This window comes from Martinezella tropici, assembly GCF_008370325.1.
Taxonomy (GTDB): domain Bacteria; phylum Pseudomonadota; class Alphaproteobacteria; order Rhizobiales; family Rhizobiaceae; genus Rhizobium; species Rhizobium tropici_B.
Genome location: NZ_VNIP01000004.1, coordinates 228,684 through 244,150, shown reverse-complemented (window position 1 = coordinate 244,150; position 15,467 = coordinate 228,684). Strand labels below are relative to the sequence as shown.

The 15,467-nt window shown below is 61.8% G+C and carries 14 protein-coding genes; 5 read left to right on the top strand and 9 right to left on the bottom strand.

Features of this window, described 5'->3' with window-relative positions; genetic code table 11:
• Positions 1 to 8: 8 nt before the first annotated feature.
• Positions 9 to 884: a helix-turn-helix transcriptional regulator gene (locus FP026_RS06875; protein WP_149633877.1), complete on the bottom strand. Its 876-nt coding sequence runs from the start codon at positions 882 to 884 to the stop codon at positions 9 to 11.
• Between the two features lie 112 nt (positions 885 to 996).
• On the opposite strand from FP026_RS06875, the gene FP026_RS06870 reads away from it, so the two are divergent.
• From FP026_RS06870 to FP026_RS06850, 5 genes are all read left to right on the top strand, one after another.
• On the top strand, positions 997 to 2,451 hold the full coding sequence (locus FP026_RS06870; protein WP_149633876.1) for an MFS transporter: 1,455 nt from the start codon (positions 997 to 999) through the stop codon (positions 2,449 to 2,451).
• A 181-nt stretch (positions 2,452 to 2,632) separates the two neighbouring features.
• The gene (locus tag FP026_RS06865) at positions 2,633 to 3,127 is read left to right on the top strand and encodes an Lrp/AsnC family transcriptional regulator (protein ID WP_149633875.1); all 495 of its coding nucleotides are present in this window, start codon (positions 2,633 to 2,635) and stop codon (positions 3,125 to 3,127) included.
• Positions 3,128 to 3,247: 120 nt separating this feature from the next.
• Positions 3,248 to 4,744, top strand: a complete 1,497-nt coding sequence (locus tag FP026_RS06860) for an NAD-dependent succinate-semialdehyde dehydrogenase (RefSeq protein WP_149633874.1) — start codon at positions 3,248 to 3,250, stop codon at positions 4,742 to 4,744.
• A 31-nt stretch (positions 4,745 to 4,775) separates the two neighbouring features.
• Entirely contained in the window at positions 4,776 to 6,155 is a 1,380-nt protein-coding gene (locus FP026_RS06855) for an aspartate aminotransferase family protein (protein ID WP_149633873.1), read from the top strand.
• Positions 6,156 to 6,293: 138 nt separating this feature from the next.
• A complete protein-coding gene (locus FP026_RS06850) occupies positions 6,294 to 7,724 on the top strand; it encodes a PLP-dependent aminotransferase family protein (protein WP_149633872.1) in 1,431 nt (476 codons plus the stop codon).
• Between the two features lie 118 nt (positions 7,725 to 7,842).
• Here the strand turns inward: FP026_RS06850 and ehuA are convergent, their stop codons facing one another.
• The 8 genes from ehuA to eutB form a co-directional block, all read right to left on the bottom strand.
• Positions 7,843 to 8,607, bottom strand: coding sequence for an ectoine/hydroxyectoine ABC transporter ATP-binding protein EhuA (gene ehuA / locus FP026_RS06845; protein WP_149633871.1), 765 nt, complete (start codon positions 8,605 to 8,607; stop codon positions 7,843 to 7,845).
• The gene (ehuD, locus tag FP026_RS06840; RefSeq protein WP_149633870.1) at positions 8,604 to 9,296 is read right to left on the bottom strand and encodes an ectoine/hydroxyectoine ABC transporter permease subunit EhuD; all 693 of its coding nucleotides are present in this window, start codon (positions 9,294 to 9,296) and stop codon (positions 8,604 to 8,606) included. Before ehuD ends, ehuA begins: the two co-directional genes overlap by 4 nt.
• Positions 9,293 to 9,958, bottom strand: a complete 666-nt coding sequence (ehuC, locus tag FP026_RS06835) for an ectoine/hydroxyectoine ABC transporter permease subunit EhuC (RefSeq protein ID WP_149633869.1) — start codon at positions 9,956 to 9,958, stop codon at positions 9,293 to 9,295. Before ehuC ends, ehuD begins: the two co-directional genes overlap by 4 nt.
• 93 nt (positions 9,959 to 10,051) lie before the next feature.
• Positions 10,052 to 10,909, bottom strand: a complete 858-nt coding sequence (gene ehuB / locus FP026_RS06830) for an ectoine/hydroxyectoine ABC transporter substrate-binding protein EhuB (protein ID WP_149633868.1) — start codon at positions 10,907 to 10,909, stop codon at positions 10,052 to 10,054.
• 103 nt (positions 10,910 to 11,012) lie between these two features.
• Complete coding sequence (gene doeB, locus FP026_RS06825) at positions 11,013 to 12,032, bottom strand: N(2)-acetyl-L-2,4-diaminobutanoate deacetylase DoeB (protein WP_149633867.1); 1,020 nt, start codon at positions 12,030 to 12,032, stop codon at positions 11,013 to 11,015.
• A 9-nt stretch (positions 12,033 to 12,041) separates the two neighbouring features.
• Positions 12,042 to 13,220, bottom strand: a complete 1,179-nt coding sequence (gene doeA, locus FP026_RS06820) for an ectoine hydrolase DoeA (RefSeq protein WP_149633866.1) — start codon at positions 13,218 to 13,220, stop codon at positions 12,042 to 12,044.
• Positions 13,217 to 14,233 carry an ectoine utilization protein EutC gene (eutC, locus tag FP026_RS06815; protein WP_149633865.1) on the bottom strand — a complete coding sequence of 339 codons (1,017 nt, stop codon included), beginning with the start codon at positions 14,231 to 14,233 and terminating at the stop codon, positions 13,217 to 13,219. The genes doeA and eutC overlap by 4 nt, the downstream gene beginning before the upstream one ends.
• Positions 14,230 to 15,216, bottom strand: coding sequence for a hydroxyectoine utilization dehydratase EutB (gene eutB, locus FP026_RS06810; RefSeq protein WP_188112522.1), 987 nt, complete (start codon positions 15,214 to 15,216; stop codon positions 14,230 to 14,232). Before eutB ends, eutC begins: the two co-directional genes overlap by 4 nt.
• Positions 15,217 to 15,467 lie beyond the last annotated feature (251 nt).

The window sequence follows — 15,467 nt, the reverse complement described above, 5'->3', positions numbered from 1 at the left end:
CTTGCCCCTCAGCAGGCCCGCTTGCGTTTCATCATTGTTTTCAGCCTTTCGGCTCCGATCTCATCGACCGGCGTATAGACGATCATGCGGTCGTCATTGCTGGGGCTTGCCCACCAATTGTTGGATTGCAGGGCAAGGATCGTGCCGTCGGCAAGACGGAAGCGCTTGACGGCATTCTCGATGCCTTTGAGCTGGTAGCGATCCCATACGATACGGAACTGATCCGAGGCGCTCATGTAGCGCTGCAGCTGCCGCTCCCAGACAGGATCATCGAGATGTTCGGCCATGGAGGCGCGAAACAGGGCGGCCATGTTGGCCAGCATCTCGTCGGGGTCGGCCTGGCTTGCACGCCAGGCAGGATTGACGAGGGACAGATAGATGCAGTTCCGATCTTCAGCCGGGATGGCGTGGAGGTCCACTCCGACCAGACGGCGATAGGCCTCGTTGAAGCCGCGAATATTGTAACGTTGCGTCTGGATGAGAGCGGGATAGGGACAGAGTTGATCGAGAATGTGCTGGCTTGCGGCGGTCAGCGGCTTGCACACCTGGGGAGAATCGAGCCGCGGCGGGACGGGCAGGTTTGCCAGTCTGAACAGATGCTCCGTTTCAACCTCGTTGAATTCCAGCGCCTGCGCGACGGAAAGGAGCACGCGCGGCGACACGCGGATCGGCCGGCCCTGTTCCAGCTTCGTGTACCAGGTGATGCCGATATCGGCGCGCGCCGCCACTTCTTCGCGCCGCAATCCGGGTGTACGAACCCGCCCGGCGCGGCCGAGACCCAAGCGCCCCGGATCGAGCGTTTCCCGTCGCCTTCGCAGCATCTCGCCAAGTTCCTGGGCTCGCGACAGCATATGATGGGGAGCAATATCGAGTGTGCCGTGCATTTTCGTTCTCCAGCCTGGCACTTTTTATACCAGTCTAAATAGGTGTCTTGTACCAGTTTAACATGGGTGTAGAAGACTGTGGACTCTGTTTCGAAAATCCTTTGAGGTCTTCATGTCATCCGCACCAATCCGGCTCGGCCAAGTCGGCCTGATGATCCTGCTTGCCGGGCAATTGCTGCTGCAGCTCGATTTTTCCATCATCAATGTCGGCCTTGCCGCCATCTCCGCCTCGCTGCATGCCGGCGAGACCGAGCTCGAACTCTTCGTTGCCGCCTATGGCGTCGCCTTCGCCGTCTGCTTGGCCATGGGCGCGCGTCTCGGCGACAATTTCGGCCGCCGACGCATGTTCGGCCTTGCCGTCGTCATGTTCTGCCTTGCCTCGCTGCTCTGCGGTGTCGCGACCTCCGCCGCCTTCCTCATCGTCGCCCGAACGCTGCAGGGAATTGCGGCGGCGCTGATGGTGCCGCAGGTGCTGGCGACGATCCACGTCACGCTCACCGGACGCGACCATGCCCGCGCGGTTGCGCTCTACGGCGCAACCGGCGGCATCGCCTTCATTATCGGCCAAGTCCTCGGCGGCTTTCTCATCTCCGCCAATATCGCCGGCTCCGGCTGGCGCAGCATCTTCCTCATCAACCTGCCGATCTGCGTCCTGATGCTCTTCAGCATGTGGCGCCATGTTCCGGAGACACGCGGGCAAGGCAGAGTCCCGGTGGACTGGTCCGGCATGATCGTGCTGGCATTGCTGACGCTATCGGTACTGCTGCCAACGGCACTTGGTCCCTCCCTGCATTGGAACTACCTCTGCCTGCTCGGTTTCGCGCCGATCCTGCCGCTGGCGGCACTCCTCTGGCGCATCGAGCGGGCCAAGGAGGCGCGCGGCGCCTTCCCGATCCTGCCGCCCTCGCTGACCCGCATCTCCAGTATGCGCTTCGGCGGGCTGATCGCCATCATCTTCTTCACCTGCTGGAGCGGCTTCATGTTCGTCTTCGCCCTGACGCTGCAGGCGGGCGCCGGTTTGACGCCGCTGCAATCGGGCAACGCGCTGATTGCGCTCGGCGGTTCCTATTTCCTCTCCGCCGTCTTCGTCACGCGCCGGCTTGCCGGCATGCGCCGCGAGGCCATGTTGGTGACGGGCTGCCTCATCCAGATGACCGGGCTTACTCTGCTCATCGTGACGCTGGAAATGGTCTGGCCGCGGCCTGATGTCATCAACCTCATCCCCTCGACGATCCTGATCGGCTTCGGTCAGGCGCTGATCGTCAACTGCTTCTACCGCCTCGGGCTTGCCGATGTGCCGCATGAACATGCCGGAGCAGGCAGCGCCATGCTCGCCACCATGCAGCAGGTTTCGCTGGGCCTCGGGCCAGCGATCCTGGGAGCGGTATTCGCACAGGTCCTGCAATATAAAAGTTTCTATCTCATGGCGGGCGTGACGGCCATCGCCGTCGAGCTCGGACTGATGGCTATTCTGCTGCTGGCCACGCTCCTGCGCCTAGCTCGCCAGCGCGCCCTTCCGGAAGAAGCTGCCGAAATCGACGAGACGCTTGTCGTGGCGCCCGAATGAGGCTGCGATGAGGCTGCCGCTGCTGCGTGCCATCAGCAGCAGCGGCATCACGCCAGAAATGCTCCCATGCCGGATCTGCCGCTGGCGTAACTGATCACTCAATTCCGCTCAGCGCGCTTGTCAGTGCCGGTTTCGGATGCCATTGCTCTTGGAAGCTCGGATGACAGACAAGCAGCTTTAAATGAAACTGGATGCAATCGACCTGCGGATACTGGATGCCATTCAGCGCGATGGCCGCATCACCAAGCTTGCGCTCGCCGAAAAGGTCGGCCTTTCGCCGACGCCATGCTGGCTGCGCCTTCGCAAGCTGGAAAAGGCAGGCATCATCACCGGTTATCACGCGCGCCTGTCGCTGCGCCGGCTCGCCCCGATCGCCAATGTCATGGTCGAGCTTACGCTTGCCAACCATCGCCAGACCGACTTCGACCGCTTCGAGCGGGCAGTCGCGGCCATCCCGGAAATCGTTGCCTGCTGGGCCGTCGGCGGCGGCGTCGATTACATTCTGAAGATCATGGCGGCCAATATCGATGCCTATCAGCGCCTGATCGACGATCTCCTCGATCGCGATCTCGGTATCGAGCGCTATTTCACCTACATCGTCACCAAGACCGTGAAGGAGGAGACGGTGCTGCCTGTCACCGACCTGCTTTCTCCGGATGCCTCTCGCGACGAATAGAGAGACTCTCTACCGACGCCCTCCTCTTTAGGTCCTTTCTCTCTTCCAGCTGCCAGCATTGGACAATCTCTCGCGGTGTTCCATGAGACCATTGTGGCATCTGGAACGAGAGACCTAACCATGCCTGCGCTCCACGCCCGCGCCACCTATCATGAAGCCCTCTCGCGGCTGAACGACCGCCATCTGCTGCGAGACCTTTCCTATGTCGCCGGCCGTTGGGTCGCCGGTAAGGCCGGTCGCAGCTTCCAGGTCATCGATCCCGCAACCGCCGCAACACTCGCCTGGGTCACCAGCCTTGACCAGAGGGAAGCCTTCGAGGCCATCGACGCGGCAACGGATGCCTTTGCGGCCTGGCGCGCGCGCTTGCCCCAGCAGCGAGCGTCGATCCTGCGCAGGTGGTACGAATTGATGATCGAGGCGCGCGAAGATTTGGCGCTGATCATGACTCTGGAGCAGGGCAAGCCGCTTGATGAATCCCGCGGCGAGATCGACTACGCCGCAAGCTTTGTTGAATGGTACGCCGAGGAAGCCAAGCGGATCAACGTCGAAAGCGTGACCAGCCATCTGCCCGACACCGAAATGTTCGTCCGCAGGGAAGCCTTGGGCGTCGTAGGCATCGTCACGCCCTGGAACTTTCCCGCTGCCATGATCACGCGCAAGGCCGCCGCAGCGCTTGCCGCCGGCTGCACCGTCGTTGCCCACCCATCGTCGGAAACGCCATTGTCGGCGCTTGCGCTCGCGGAACTCGGCGAACGCGCCGGGCTTCCCGCCGGTGTCTTCAACGTGCTGACCGGCGATGCCGCAACCGTCGTCGGCGCCTTCTGCGACGATTCGCGGGTCAGGGCATTGAGCTTCACCGGCTCGACCGAGATCGGCAAGCTGATCGCCGGCCAATGCGCTGCGAGCATGAAGCGGCTGGTCATGGAACTTGGCGGCCATGCGCCGCTGATCATCTTCGACGACGCCGATTTTGATCGCGCCGTCGATATCGCCATCAATGCCAAATTCGCGACCTCCGGCCAGGATTGCCTGGCCGCCAACCGCATCTTCGTGCAGCGCCCGATCATGGAAGCCTTTGTCACGGCGTTTGCCAAGCGCATCGAAGCCCTGACGGTTGGAAACGGATTGGACGGCGCCGTCGATATCGGCCCGCTCATGCACGAGCGCGCCATTGCGAAGGTCGAGGAGCATGTCGCCGACGCGTTGAAGCACGGCGCACGGCTTGTGACCGGCGGCAAGCGGCACCATGCCGGCAAGCTTTTCTTCCAGCCCACATTGCTCGTCGAGCCCTCGCCGGATGCCCTGATCATGCACGAAGAAACCTTCGGGCCGGTCGCCGCCGTGACCGCTTTCGATAGCGAGGACGAGGTCGTCGCCCGGGCCAACGACACCGAATACGGCCTCGTCGCCTATGTCGTGACGACGAACGGCGCGCGGCAGATGCGGCTCGGCCGGGCGCTGGAGTACGGTATGGTGGCCGTCAACCGCGTGAAGATCACCGGCGGCCCGATCCCCTTTGGCGGCTGGAAGCAATCCGGTCTCGGCCGCGAAGGCTCCCGCCACGGCATCGAGGCTTTCACCGAGCTCAAATATCTCTGCGTCGACACGACAGCCTGACGCCGCGAATAGAAAAAGAAGGAACGATAATATGCTTGACAAGCGCAACGAACTGAACGCCTGGGACAGAGACCATTTCTTCCATCCCTCAACCCACATGGGAATGCACGCGCGCGGCGCGACGCCGACCCGCGTGATTACCGGTGCCGAAGGCGTTTACATTACCGATACCAACGGCAAGAAAAGCCTCGACGCCTTTGCCGGCCTTTATTGCGTCAATGTCGGCTATGGCAGGCAGAAGATCGCTGATGCGATCGCCGAGCAGGCAAAGAACCTCGCCTACTATCACGCCTATGTCGGCCATGGCACGGAAGCCTCGATCACGCTTTCGAAGATGATCATCGACCGCGCACCCGAGGGCATGAGCCGCGTCTATTTCGGCCTTTCCGGGTCTGACGCCAACGAGACCAACATCAAGCTCATCTGGTACTACAACAATATTCTCGACCGCCCGGAAAAGAAGAAGATCATCTCGCGCTGGCGCGGCTATCATGGCTCAGGCGTCATGACGGGCAGCCTCACCGGCCTCGAACTGTTCCACAAGGCCTTCGACCTGCCGCGCGCGCCCATTTTTCATACCGAAGCGCCCTACTTCTTCCGCCGGGCCGACCGGTCGATGAATGAGGAACAGTTCGCGCAGCATTGCGCCGACAGACTGGAGGACATGATCCTCGCCGAGGGTCCGGAAACGGTTGCCGCCTTTATCGGCGAACCGATCCTCGGCACCGGCGGCATCGTTCCGCCGCCGAAGACCTACTGGCAGAAGATCCAGGCCGTTCTCGACAAATACGACGTCCTGCTCGTGGCCGACGAAGTCGTCACCGGTTTCGGCCGTCTCGGCACGATGTTCGGCTCCGATCATTACGGCATGAAGCCGGATCTGATCACCATCGCCAAGGGCCTGACGTCTGCCTATGCGCCGCTTTCGGGCAGCATCGTCTCCGACAAGATGTGGCAGGTGCTCGTCCAGGGATCCGATCAGCTCGGCGCCATCGGCCATGGGTGGACCTATTCCGCGCACCCGATCTGCGCGGCGGCCGGCATCGCCAATCTCGAGCTGGTCCATGAACTCGGCATCGTCGAAAATGCGGGCTCCACCGGCGCCTATTTCCGCTCGGAACTTGCCAAGGCCGTCGGCGGCCACAGGCATGTCGGCGAGGTTCGTGGTGACGGGCTGATGGCAGCCGTCGAATTCGTCGAGGACAAGGATGATCGCAAGTTCTTTGACCCGGCGAAGAAGATCGGCCCGCAGGTGGCGACAGCGCTGCTTGAACGCGGTGTCATCGGCCGTGCCATGCCGCAGGGAGACATCCTTGGCTTTGCACCGCCACTGTGCCTGACGCGGGAAGAAGCCGATACCGTCGTCAAGGCGGCGGCCGGCGCCATCGAAAGCGTGCTTTCAAACCGCTAGCCGAAATCCTAGTTGAGAAGAGTACCCTTTATTTTGCGAGATGATTGCGCGACCTGTTGTTGACAATAGGCCGCGCGGTCATCGCTATCCGGCAATGAATGGTGTACATGGATCTTGAGAATTGTACCGGATCAATCCATGTATCGTCATGATTCAAAAGACCAGGACAATGGCGCCTGGAAACCCGTCCTTCAGCATCGCAAGGGCGTGACCAAGCACAAGCTGCTCACCGACAAGATCATCGCCGACATCGATGACGGCATTCTGCCGGTGCACGCGCAGATGCCGACGCATCGCGATCTCGCCCATGCGCTGGGGATTTCGGTGCAGACCGTGAGCCTGAGCTACAAGGAGGCGGAGCGCCGCGGCTATCTGCGTGGCGAGGTGGGGCGCGGCACCTTCGTGCGCAGCCGCGTCACCGAACGCGCCGACAGCTTCATGCTCGATCGCGATCCGAGCGGCAGCGCCGATCTCTCCATCATCCGGGCCGTCTACACCGAAGCCCATGAACGATCGGCCCGTGAACTCATGCAGGCGCTTGCCGAAAGCGACAATAGCAGCTTCATGCGGCCCTGCCGGCCGATCGCCGGCCTCGATGCCCATCGGACCGCGGCGCAGGTCTGGCTCTCAGGTCTGTCGGTGAAGACCGATCCCGACCGGATCCTGATCACCAATGGCGCGGCGCATGGCCTTTTCCTCGCCGTCGCCTCGGTCGTTCGGCCCGGCGAAGTTGTGTTGACCGAAAACCTGACCGATCACGGCATCATCGGTCTTGCCAATGTTCTCGGCTTCACGCTGCGTGGTCTTCCGACCGATCGCGAGGGCATTCTGCCCGAAGCCTTCGAGGCGGCCTGTGCCATCGGCGACGTGACGGCGCTCGTCATCGTTTCCTCGCTCGGCAATCCCACCAGCCACGTGATGGGGGCCGAGCGCCGGCGCGCAATCGCCGATATAGCCCGCCGGCATGGTATCTTCGTCATCGAGGACGAGGTCTACAAGCCGATGCTTCGCGATCCCCTTCCCTCCATGCCCGATCTCATTCCGGAACTCGGCTTCTTCGTAACCAGCTTCACGAAGTCCGTGATGACGGGATTGCGCATCGGCTATCTCGTCGTGCCCGCCCACTACTCGATCCGCGCCGCCTCGATCCTGCGCGTGACCGGATGGAGCGCCACCAATGTCGTTGCCGAAATGGCCTCACGCTGGGTGCTGGATGGGACGGCGGAAGCCCTGATTGCCGTCCAGAGAGGCGAGGCCGAAGCCCGGCAGGCGATCGTCTCCGAGGTACTGGCTCCGTTCGTTGCCGGCAGCCATCCGCTGTCGCTCTGCGCATGGCTGTCGGTTCCCGAACGCTGGACGGAGGAAGGTCTCGTGCGGGCGCTTGCCCGCAAGGGTGTCGCTGTCACACCGTCCGATCCGTTCGTCGCCGGTGGAGAGCGGCCGGTCGGCGGCATCCGCATCTGTCTCGGCGGCCGCCTCTCACACTCGGCCCTTCGCTCGGCGCTCGAAACCGTTCGCGGTACGTTCGAACAGCTGCCGCCCGTCTTCGACGTAGGCTCGATCGTTTAGAGCAATTCCAGGAAAAGTGCATAGCGGTTTTCCGTCCGGAATTGCGTAAAAATAAGAGGATAGAGTGTTTTCGCGATTCGAAGAAAAGCGGAAACGCGCTTGCCGCAGCTCAATCCCGTCAAAGGATGGAGCGCAGAAACTCCTTGGTGCGGTCTTCCTTCGGCGCGCTGAAGATATCTTCCGGCTTGCCCTGTTCGCAGATGCGGCCCTTGTCGAAGAAGCAGACACGGTCTGACACTTCGCGGGCAAAGCGCATTTCATGGGTGACCAGGAGCATGGTCAGATCATGTTCATGGGCGAGATCGCGGATGACGCCGAGCACTTCGCCGACGAGCTGCGGATCGAGCGCCGATGTCGGCTCGTCGAACAGCAGGACCCGTGGGCGCATGGCGAGCGCACGGGCGATCGCAACACGTTGCTGCTGGCCGCCGGAAAGCTGGCTCGGATAGTGATCCTTCTTCTCCGAGAGGCCGACCATGCGCAAAAGGTCGACGGCCCGGCACTCGGCTTCCGCTCGGCCCAGTCCGAGCACCCGCATCGGTGCCTCGACGACATTGCGCAGCACGGTCATGTGCGGAAACAGATTGAAGCTTTGGAAGACCATGCCGACATGGGTGCGGATCTGACGCAGATGCGCCTCACTGGCGAGGAACCGACCGCGGCCGTTGTCCTGATGATAGGACATGCCGGCCAGATGCAGGGTTCCCTCCTGAAAGGGCTCGAGCGTCATCAGGATGCGTAGGACGGTGGATTTTCCGGAGCCGGAGGGGCCGATCAACGTCACCTTCTCGCCGGGCGCGACGTCGAAGCAGAAATTATCGAGCACGGTGAGGTGGCCGTATCGTTTGGTCACATCTTGAAAGCGGATCAATGGTTGCGTCATTTGAGAGCAATTCCGTTTTTCGGCAACGCCTTTTCGAGCCAATGAATGGCCGCCGAGCAGACGAGCGTGAGGATGAGAAAGATCAGGCCGACGAGGGAAAGCGGCACCAGATACTCGAACGTCCGATCCCCGATGAGATTGGCGAGATTGAGCATGTCGACCACCGTCACGACGGAGAGCACCGGCGTCTCCTTCAGCATGGAGACGAGATAGTTGCCCATGGCCGGAATGATGCGGGGGATCGCCTGCGGGATGATGACATCCCAGTAGGTGCGGCCGCGCCCGAGATTGAGCGCCGTCGCCGCTTCCCATTGCCCGAGCGGCACGGCATCCAGGCCGCCGCGATAGACCTCCGACGTATAGGCCGAATATTGCAATCCGAGCGCCAGTGCGCCGGTCAGGAAGGCAGGCAGCACGATGCCGTAGATCGGCAGGACGTAATAGAGGAAGAAGAGCTGGACGAGCAGCGGCGTATCGCGCAGAAACTCGATGACGAAGGCCGTCGGCCAGGAGATCGCCACGAAACGGCTGCGCCTGAGCAAAGCGAAAACCAGGCCGAGAACCAGCGCGATCGCAAAACCCGCGGCTGCCGCCTCCAGTGTGACGATCAGGCCGATGCCGAGGATCGGCAGGATCGACAATGCAAAAGACAGCGTCGTCGACGTATCCCAGGTGAAGCCATACATCATGCCGGCGCCCTCCCCGGGAAGGCGACGCCACGGCGAAGGACCATCTCCAGCCAGCGCATGAAGGCAACAAGGATGAGCGCCATGATGAAGTATCCAATCAGCGTCAGCGAATAGATCGTCACGCTGTCGAGCGTGATGTTGCGCAATTGCTGCGCCTGGAAGGTGAGATCGCTGATCGAGATCAGCGAGACCAGTGCCGTATCCTTCAGGTTCTGGACGGCGAGATTGCCGAAAGCCGGCATCATTTCGACCACGGCCTGCGGCAGGACGATATGAAAGAGCGTCTGGCCCTGCTTGAAATTCAGCGCCCGCGCCGCCTCATGCTGCGTGTCGGGAACCGCCTGCAGCGCGCCGCGTACTACCTCTGCGCCATAAGCGCCGATATTGAGGCCCAGGCCGGCGATGCCTGTGGTGATAGGATCGAAGGAGATCCCGATCAGGGGCAGCGCATAATAGAGCCAGAAAAGCTGCACCAGAAGCGATGTGCCGCGAAAGATCTCGATATAGACGATCGCGATCGAGGACAGCAGGCGTCCTCCGGCAAAGCGCGCAAGGCCGGCCGCAAAGGCGAGGATTGCACCAAGAAACATGGAGGCGATGGCGATGAGCGCCGTCACCTCCGCGCCCTTCAGCAATGCCGGCAGATAATGTGTCCAGCTCATGTCCGGGTCACCTCCGTTCCAGAATGGGAGGGGCCGAACGGCCTGGCGATCGTCCGCAGACGGCCACCAGGTCGTTCTCGACTATCGATAGGCTCACTTGCCCGCGCACAGGTCTTCGGTGCTCTTCGTGCGTGCGGCTTCGACGCTTTCGGCGCTCAGACCATAGGAAATCAGGATCTTCTTGTAGTCGTCGGTCTTCTTGAAGGCTTCAAGAGCGGTATTGAAGGCCTTGTAGAGATCCTTGTCCTCGGGCCGGAAATCGAAGCCGCCATAGCTTCTGACGGACTTTCCGTTGATGACAGGGTCGGTGAACGGCTCCGCATGCTCGACATTCGTGCTGCCCTGAACGAGCTTGGCGACGGTCAGCTCGGTTGCCGCATAGGCGTCGGCACGGCCGGTCTGGATCGTGGAAAGCGCATCCGCATTCGCCTGGATCATGACGATCTGGGATTCCGGAATACCGAGACCATGGAAGAAATCGAGCTGATCGGCACCCGATACGATCGCGACCTTGAGCGACGGATCCTTCTTGATGTCCTCATAGGAATGCAGCTTCTTCGGATTGCCCTTCGGCACCAATAGGCCCTCGCCGTAGCTGGAATTCGGCGTGGTGAATTGAACCTGCTTGCAGCGTTCGGGCAGGATGTTCTGCTCGGCGGCAACGAAGTCGAAGCGCCTGGCCTTCAGGCCGGGGATCAGCGAGCCGAAGGGCGTCACGGTCCAGTCGACTTCCTTGACGCCCATCGACTTCAGAACGGCGGCGGCAACATCGGGACCGATGCCCTTGGCGGCGCCGCTCTCGTCCATATAGCTGTAAGGAACTTCGTTGGCGCTGGCGCCGCGGATATAGCCGTCCTTCTTGATCTGCTCGAGGCTGGCGGCGTTGGCGGATGCAGCCAGACCAATGGTCAGGCCCACGGCGGCAAGACTGCGGTATAAATTCGATTTCATGGTTCACTCCTCTGTGGTTGGATTCCGCCATCGGCCGTCCGGTTTTCCGGATCTTTGCCGTAGCGGGTTGGTAGTCCGCGCCGCGCTGCCGCGGCGCGGCAATTCAGGGGCCTCCCGTCAAGGTCGCAACGACGGCCAGGCAATCTCCGGTCTTGATGAGGCCGGGGAAATGACGTGCGGCGAGAACACCGTCCACCGCCGCTCGATGGTCTGACGGCACGGATCCCGTGCGGCCGATCGGATGGATACGGGCGATGATTTCTCCCCGAGAAACCTTCTCACCCAGGTCCTTGAGCGGCTCGAAAAGGCCGTCGGCCTCGGAAAAGACGAAGCAATCGGAAGACGGCATGTCGAGCCATTGCGTCGCTTCGATCTCCGGGGTGCCGGAAACGATCCCCGCATGCTTCAGCACATTCAGAACGCCGCGCTTGGCGATGGAAGCCGTACGCGCCGATATAGTTCCACCGCCCGAAAGCTCGGTGGTCACAAAGATCTTGCCCATCTCCTCGGCCGTGGTGTCGTACATGCCGACGGCATCGATCTCGATCATCCGCATGGAATAGGGCGCGGAAAACGCGGCAACACCATCGAAGCAGGCTTTCTCCTGACTCTTATCCAGCAGAGCATGCGCTGCGGCATAGGGCAGGAAATCGAGGGTACGGCCGCCCGAATGAAAATCGAGCACGATGTCGGCAAGCGGCAGCAGGTAGCGGGTAAAGTAATCAGCGATCTTCTCGGTCACGCTACCGTCGGGTCGACCGGGGAAACTCCGGTTGAGGTTTCCCTTGTCGATCGGTGAAGTGCGCGTCGCCGCCCGGAAGGCGGGGTAATTCATCGCGGGTACGATGATGACCCTGCCCTTGATCTCCTCCTGCTTCAGTGTCCGGGCGAGATCGAAGAGTGCCACTGGGCCTTCATATTCATCGCCATGATTGGCGCCCGTCAAAAGCGCCGTCGGCCCCTCGCCGTTCCTGATGACGCAGATGGGGATCATGATCGATCCCCAGGCGGAATCGTCGCGCGACCAGGGAAGGCGCAGATGGCCGTGCTGGATGCCGTCGCGATCGAAGTCGACTGACGGCGTGATCGGTGATGGGCGTATGGATATGCTCATGCTGTTCATCTCAGGCAATCACTTCACGACAAGCTGCCGGGGCACATAGGACAAGCACTCGACGCCGCTCTCGGTGATGACGATGCTTTCGGTGATCTCCATGCCCATGTCTTCCAGCCAGAGACCGGTCATGAAATGGAACGTCATGCCGGGCAGGAGCACGGTACGGTCGCCGGGGCGCAGGCTCATGGTCCGCTCACCCCAATCCGGGGGATAGGAAAGGCCGATCGGGTAGCCCGTGCGGTTGTCCTTGACGATCCCGTATTTCTTCAGCACCGCGAAGAAGGCATTGGCGATATCCTCGCAGGCATTACCGGGCTTGGCGGCGGCAAGGCCGGCCTCCATGCCCTCGAGCGTCGCCTTCTCCGCATCGAGGAAGGCCTGGGTTGGCTTGCCGAGAAAGACGGTGCGCGACAGCGGGCAGTGATAGCGGCGATAGCAGCCGGCGATCTCGAAGAAGGTGCCCTCGCCGCTCCTCATCGGCTTGTCGTCCCAGGTCAGGTGTGGGGCGGAAGCATCCGCGCCTGAGGGCAGCAGCGGAACGATGGCCGCGTAATCGCCGCCAAAACCATCGACGCCGCGAATGCCGGCATCGTAGATTTCGGCGACGAGATCGGATTTGCGGATGCCGGGCTCGACCTTTTCGACGATCCGCTGGTGCATGGCTTCGACGATGCGGCCGGCCTTGCGCATATAGTCGAGCTCGGTGGGGCTTTTGACGGCGCGCTGCCAGTTCACGAGCCCTCTCGCATCCTTGAAACGGGCATTCGGCAAGTGCTTAACGAGCGAGGCATAGGCTGCTGCGGTGAACCAGTAATTGTCCATCTCGACGGCGATCGAGGCATTGGCCCAACCGCGTTCCTCGATGATCTTCGAGAGCAGATCCATCGGATGGCGCTCATTCGACTGCACGTAGTGATCCGGATAGCCGATGATATTGTCGTGGGCGAGATAGGCCGTGCGCTTGGCGCCATTGGCATCCTGGCCGCGCCCAAACCAGATCGGCTCGCCGGCGTCAGGCACCAACACGCATTGATGCACGTAGAAGGACCAGCCGTCATAACCGGTGAGCCAATGCATGTTGGAGGGATCCGTCACGATGACGAGATCGACACCGGCCTTTTCCATGGCGCGGCGCGTCTTTTCGAGCCGCTCGGCATATTCGGCGCGGGTGAAATTGAGGGTCGGTTCGCTCACGCTGGGTCTCCTGATGCTTTTGTCGTTTCAATCGCTTGGCCCACGCCCGCCAAGACGGCGCGGCGATGGGCAAGCGTGGCAATGGCGGTGTCCTGGACGCCCGTTCCGGTCAGATCGCAAAGCGTGATCGCCTCGCGCAACCGGCGGCCTTCGGCCTGGCCCGAGATGATGACGCCGAGTTCGAGAAAGTCGTTGGCCTCGCTCACAAGCCCTGCGGCGATCGCGTGATGAAGCTCGCCCAGCCGCCGCGTCTGCTTCAGGCTGTCAGCGACGTAGGGTGCGGCCTTCAGGATGGCGGCCGGGTCGATCTCGTTCTTGTGCTCGGCGTCGGAGCCCATGGCGGTGACATGCTGGCCCGGCTGTAGCCAGGCGGCATCGAGGATCGGCGTGTCCGACGGCGTGGTGGTCACGATGATGTCAGCGCCACGGCAGGCCTGCTCGGCATCCGGCTCCACCACGACGGGAAAGCCGAGTTCCGCCGTCAATTCCCGAGCGAGCCTTTCGGCCTTCGCCAGATCGCGCGCCCAAATCCGTGCGGCCTCGATCGGCCGGACCAGCGTGAGCGCGCGCAATTGCAAGCGAGCCTGCATGCCCCCACCGAGAATTGCGGCGATACGGGCATCCGGGCGGGCAAGGTGGCGTGCGGCCACGGCACCTGCCGCAGCAGTGCGCACGTCCGTCAGATAGCCATTATCGAGCAGGAGCGCCTCGACCAAGCCGGTGCGCGCCGACAAGAGCATCATCAATCCGTTGGTGCTCGGCAGCCCGAGCGACGGATTGTTAAAAAAGCCGGGGCTCACCTTGATCGCAAAACTATCGAGATCGGGAACATAGGCCGTCTTCACATCGACCTCGCCGCGATGGGCGGGGATATCAAGCCGCATGATCGGCGGCATCTCTACGGCCTTTGTCGCCAGCGCCACAAAGGCCTGTTCGACGCAATCGACGGCATCATTGTCGAGCTGAACGATCTTGCGAAGGTCGGTTTCGGTGAGGATCAGTACACGCGTCATGGCGCCACCTCCGCCTTGAAATCATCGACGATTGCCCGATGGACCGCCGGATCGATATTGCCCCCGGAAACGACAATCACGGTCGGGCCATCGGGCCGGATCTTGCCGGCAAGCAAGGCCGCAATGCCGACCGCACCCGCACCTTCGACGGTTTCGCCCTCGATCCTGGCCGCATGGCGAATGCCCGCAGCAATCTCGTCTTCGCTGAGCAGGATCACATCATCGAGAAGCGAACGGCACATCGGAAAAGTCAGGCGATTGTTGAGCCCGATGCCGCCCCCGAGCGAATCCGCAAGGGTCTCTACCTCCTGCACATCGATCGGCCGCCCAGCTGTGAGACTTGCGGCCATCGCCGCACCGCGCTCCATCGACACGCCGATGACTTTGGCGGCCGGCAGACGGCCCTTGATCGCGGCGGCGACGCCTGAGGCCAGCCCGCCTCCCGACAGCGGCACGAGAACAAGTGTCGTCTCCGGCAGATCGTCGGCGATCTCGAGCCCGAGCGTGCCCTGGCCGGCAATGACGGCGGCGTCATCGAAGGGTGGTACGAAACACATGCCCTCTTCACGGACCAGACGTTCGACCTCCCGCATGGCGTCATCCTGCGAATGCCCAACAATACGGATGTCTGCCCCAAGGCTTCGGATGGCCTCGACCTTGTTGGCAGGAACAAGCGCAGACAGGCAGATGGTCGCGCGTGCATCCATTGCCTTGGTGGCATGGGCGACAGCCCGGCCGTGGTTGCCGGTCGATGCCGTCACCAGGCCGCGCAAGCGTGCTTCGGCGCTCAGGCATTGAAGCGCGTTGGTGGCGCCGCGAAGTTTGAAACTGCCGGTCTCCTGATGATTTTCCAGCTTGAGATGGATGGGGACGCCCATGCGCTGAGACAATGCGTGTGAAGGCAGCAGCGGCGTGCGCTGCACATATCCGGCAATGCGCCGCTGCGCTGCCTCGATATCCCGCAGCGTCACCATCGTCGTCATGGCGTGCACCGGTGCTTCTCTGTGAGCGATACCATCACGATTTTCATTCCTCTCTCGCGCTGGATGTTCATGGCATCAGCGTGAAAGAGGTAATGGATCATGTCAATCTGTATATTGTTTCATTACAATTATAAGCGTTCTTTTCGACGCAGGTCATAGCGGTAACTCCCGCAAAGCGTTGCGCAGCGGCAAATTATAGGAGGACATCACCCACGCCGTTTCCAGCGAGGCACTATCGCACGACCTTAAAT

What these genes read in the sequence shown, in the direction of transcription:
- FP026_RS06875 (WP_149633877.1), bottom strand. Translation starts at nt 884, where the DNA reads ATGCACGGCACACTCGATATTGCTCCCCATCATATGCTGTCGCGAGCC.
- FP026_RS06870 (WP_149633876.1), top strand. Translation starts at nt 997, where the DNA reads ATGTCATCCGCACCAATCCGGCTCGGCCAAGTCGGCCTGATGATCCTG.
- FP026_RS06865 (WP_149633875.1), top strand. Translation starts at nt 2,633, where the DNA reads ATGAAACTGGATGCAATCGACCTGCGGATACTGGATGCCATTCAGCGC.
- FP026_RS06860 (WP_149633874.1), top strand. Translation starts at nt 3,248, where the DNA reads ATGCCTGCGCTCCACGCCCGCGCCACCTATCATGAAGCCCTCTCGCGG.
- FP026_RS06855 (WP_149633873.1), top strand. Translation starts at nt 4,776, where the DNA reads ATGCTTGACAAGCGCAACGAACTGAACGCCTGGGACAGAGACCATTTC.
- FP026_RS06850 (WP_149633872.1), top strand. Translation starts at nt 6,294, where the DNA reads ATGTATCGTCATGATTCAAAAGACCAGGACAATGGCGCCTGGAAACCC.
- ehuA (WP_149633871.1), bottom strand. Translation starts at nt 8,607, where the DNA reads ATGACGCAACCATTGATCCGCTTTCAAGATGTGACCAAACGATACGGC.
- ehuD (WP_149633870.1), bottom strand. Translation starts at nt 9,296, where the DNA reads ATGATGTATGGCTTCACCTGGGATACGTCGACGACGCTGTCTTTTGCA.
- ehuC (WP_149633869.1), bottom strand. Translation starts at nt 9,958, where the DNA reads ATGAGCTGGACACATTATCTGCCGGCATTGCTGAAGGGCGCGGAGGTG.
- ehuB (WP_149633868.1), bottom strand. Translation starts at nt 10,909, where the DNA reads ATGAAATCGAATTTATACCGCAGTCTTGCCGCCGTGGGCCTGACCATT.
- doeB (WP_149633867.1), bottom strand. Translation starts at nt 12,032, where the DNA reads ATGAACAGCATGAGCATATCCATACGCCCATCACCGATCACGCCGTCA.
- eutC (WP_149633865.1), bottom strand. Translation starts at nt 14,233, where the DNA reads ATGACGCGTGTACTGATCCTCACCGAAACCGACCTTCGCAAGATCGTT.
- eutB (WP_188112522.1), bottom strand. Translation starts at nt 15,216, where the DNA reads ATGACGACGATGGTGACGCTGCGGGATATCGAGGCAGCGCAGCGGCGC.